This window comes from Pseudoroseomonas cervicalis ATCC 49957 (assembly GCF_000164635.1).
GTDB classification, from domain to species: Bacteria; Pseudomonadota; Alphaproteobacteria; order Acetobacterales; family Acetobacteraceae; genus Pseudoroseomonas; species Pseudoroseomonas cervicalis.
Genome location: NZ_GG771008.1, coordinates 1 through 3,037, shown reverse-complemented (window position 1 = coordinate 3,037; position 3,037 = coordinate 1). Strand labels below are relative to the sequence as shown.

At 72.2% G+C, this 3,037-nt stretch carries 3 protein-coding genes; all 3 read right to left on the bottom strand.

Annotated features, from left to right (window positions below):
• Window positions 1-134: 134 nt before the first annotated feature.
• Entirely contained in the window at window positions 135-527 is a 393-nt protein-coding gene (locus tag HMPREF0731_RS21260; RefSeq protein WP_007006307.1) for an acyl-CoA thioesterase, read from the bottom strand.
• Complete coding sequence (gene rbfA / locus HMPREF0731_RS21255) at window positions 524-958, bottom strand: 30S ribosome-binding factor RbfA (protein WP_007006306.1); 435 nt, start codon at window positions 956-958, stop codon at window positions 524-526. Before rbfA ends, HMPREF0731_RS21260 begins: the two co-directional genes overlap by 4 nt.
• A gap of 123 nt (window positions 959-1,081) precedes the next feature.
• The coding region (gene infB, locus HMPREF0731_RS21250) for a translation initiation factor IF-2 (protein WP_007006305.1) at window positions 1,082-3,037 on the bottom strand (1,956 nt) is incomplete at its 5' end.

The following is a 3,037-nucleotide window of genomic DNA, read 5'->3' as shown; positions in this document are numbered from 1 at the left end:
CCAGAAACCTGAGGTTTCTGGACTTCCCATCTGAAGGCGGGGTCCGGGGGGATACTATCCCCCCGGCCGGGGGTCCAGGGGGCGGAGCCCCCCTGGCGCTAACCTTGGTCCAGGGGGGCGGAGCCCCCCTGGCGCTAGACCGACGGCACCGGGCGCGGGCGGCCGGTGGCGTCGAGCGCCACGAAGGTGAAGACCGCCTCGGTCACCCGGTTGGTGTGGTCGCTCTCGCGCTCGCGCCGCCAGGCCTGCACGCGGATGCGCATCGAGGTGCGGCCGGTCGAGATCACCTCGGCATAGAGGCTCACCTCGTCGCCGACGCGCACGGGGGAGTGGAAGGTCATCGCCTCCACCGCGACGGTGGCGCAGCGGCCGCGGGCGCGGCGGACGGCGGCGTTGCCGGCGGCCAGGTCCATCTGCGCCATCAGCCAGCCGCCGAAGATGTCGCCCGCCGGGTTGGTGTCGGCCGGCATGGCGATGGTGCGGATCACCGGCGCCTGGTCGGGCGGCGCCGCCTCCTGGGTCGTCACGGGGTCTCGTCCTCCGGCGGCGTGGCGTCGCCGGGCTTGCGCGGGGCGAGGTCCTGCTGGACCTCCGGCCGGCGCATCACCGCGTCGATCTTCATCGCATAGTCCAGCGCGGTGTCGGGCTGGAAATGCATCTCGGGGGCGAATTTCAGCCGCACCGCGCGCGCGACCTGGGTGCGCAGGAAGGGCTGCACGCGGCGCAGCCCCTGCAACTCCTCCTTGGTCACCGGCCGGCCGAGGGCGGAGACGAAGCAGGTCATGTGCTTCAGGTCGGGGGAGGCGCGCACCTCGGTGACCGTGATGTGGCGGCCCGACAGGTCGGGGTCGTGGAACTCGCCGCGCATGAACACGGCCGAGAGGGCATGGCGCACCTCCTCCGCGACGCGGAGCATGCGCTGGCTGGGGGCGCCGGCGGCGGCGGTTTTCTTGGCCATGGGGGGTTCTCTTCACAGCAGCGCCGGGCCGCCCCGGTCGGGCGGCGCGGGGACCGCGCACCGGCGGGGCGGGCGGGCGAAGGCAAGGCGGCCCGGGGGATCGCGCCCCCGGGCCGGTTCAGGTCAGACCGCGGCGACGGTCTCGGTCTCGTAGCACTCGATCTGGTCGCCGATGCGGATGTCGTCGTAGTTCGCGAAGGACATGCCGCACTCGTAGCCGTTGGTCACTTCCTTCACGTCATCCTTGAAGCGGCGCAGCGTGGCCAGCTCGCCCTGGTGGATGACGACGCCGTCGCGCAGCAGGCGGACGCCGCAGCCGCGCTTGACCACGCCCTCGGTGACGCGGCAGCCCGCGATCTTGCCGACGCGCTTGACCTCGAACACCTCGAGGATCTGCGCGTAGCCGAGGAACTTCTCGCGCTGCACCGGGGCCAGCTTGCCGCGGACCATCGCCTCCACATCGTCCGCCACCTGGTAGATGATGGAGTAGTAGCGGATGTCGACGCCGTCGCGGTTCGCCATCTCCCGCGCCTGGGTGGTGGCGCGGACGTTGAAGGCGACGACCACGGCGTTGGACGCCTTGGCCAGCTGGATGTCGCTCTCGGTGATCTGGCCGACCGCCGAGTGCAGCACGCGCACCTTGACCTCGTCGCGCGACAGCTTGTTCAGCGTCACGCCGAGCGCCTCGGCCGAGCCCTGCACGTCGGCCTTGACGACGACGGCCACCTCCTTCTGCGCGCCGGCGGCGACGCGGGCCATCATGTCGGCCAGCGTGCCGCGGGCGGCGCCGGCGGCGGCCGCCTGCTTGTCGCGGGCGACGCGCTGGCGGTACTCGGAGATCTCGCGGGCGCGGCTCTCATTCTCCACGGCCACGAAGGTCTCGCCGGCGGTCGGCACGCCCGACAGGCCGAGGATCTCGACCGGCAGGCTGGGGCCGGCCTCCTTCAGCTGGCGGCCCTTGTCGTCGAGCATGGCGCGCACGCGGCCCCACTCGGCGCCGACCACCACCATGTCGCCCTGCTTCAGCGTGCCCTTCTGCACCAGGATGGTGGCCACCGGGCCACGCCCCTTGTCCAGCTTGGACTCGATGACGGCGCCCTCGGCGGAGCGGTCGGGGTTGGCGCGCAGGTCCAGCACCTCGGCCTGCAGCAGGATCGCCTCCAGCAGCTTGTCGAGATTGGTGCCCTTCAGCGCGGAGACCTGGATCTCCATCGTGTCGCCGCCCAGGCTCTCCACCACGATCTCGTGCTGCAGCAGCTCCTGCCGCACGCGGTCGAGGTTGACGCCCGGCTTGTCGATCTTGTTGACCGCCACGATCAGCGGCACGCCGGCCGCCTTGGCGTGGTTGATCGCCTCGATCGTCTGCGGCATCACGCCGTCATCGGCGGCCACCACCAGCACGACCATGTCGGTCACGCTCGCGCCGCGGGCGCGCATGGCGGTGAAGGCCTCGTGGCCCGGCGTGTCGAGGAAGGTGACCTTCTGCCCGTCCGCCAGCGTCACCTGATAGGCGCCGATGTGCTGGGTGATGCCACCGGCCTCGCGGCCGGCCACGTCGGTCTTGCGCAGCGCGTCCAGCAGGCTGGTCTTGCCGTGGTCGACATGGCCCATGATGGTCACGACCGGCGGGCGCGGCAGCAGGTCGTCCTCGGCGTCGACGGTGCCCACCAGGCCCTGCTCGACATCCGACTCGGAGACGCGGCGCACGCGGTGGCCGAACTCGTTGACCACCAGCTCCGCCGTGTCGGCGTCGATGGTCTGGGTCAGCGTCGCCATCACGCCCATGCGGAACAGCGCCTTCACCACCTCGCCGCCACGGGCGGCCATGCGGTTGGCGAGCTCCTGCACGGTGATGGCTTCCGGCACCACCACGTCGCGCACCACCTTGACGCCGTCCGAGCGCAGGCGCTGCAGCTCCTGCTGCCGCCGCTCGCGCTCGCGGGCGCGGCGGACGGAGGCCATGGAGCGGCTGCGCTCATCCTCGCCCTCGATCGCGGCGGCCACGTCGATGCGGCCGTCGCGGCGGCGGTCGAGGCCCGGGCCGGGCTTCTTGGCCGGCGCGGCGGCGGGCTTCTTGGC

Bases quoted from the DNA above. Each gene is read 5' to 3' on its own strand.
- rbfA (WP_007006306.1), bottom strand. From the start codon at position 958: ATGGCCAAGAAAACCGCCGCCGCCGGCGCCCCCAGCCAGCGCATGCTC.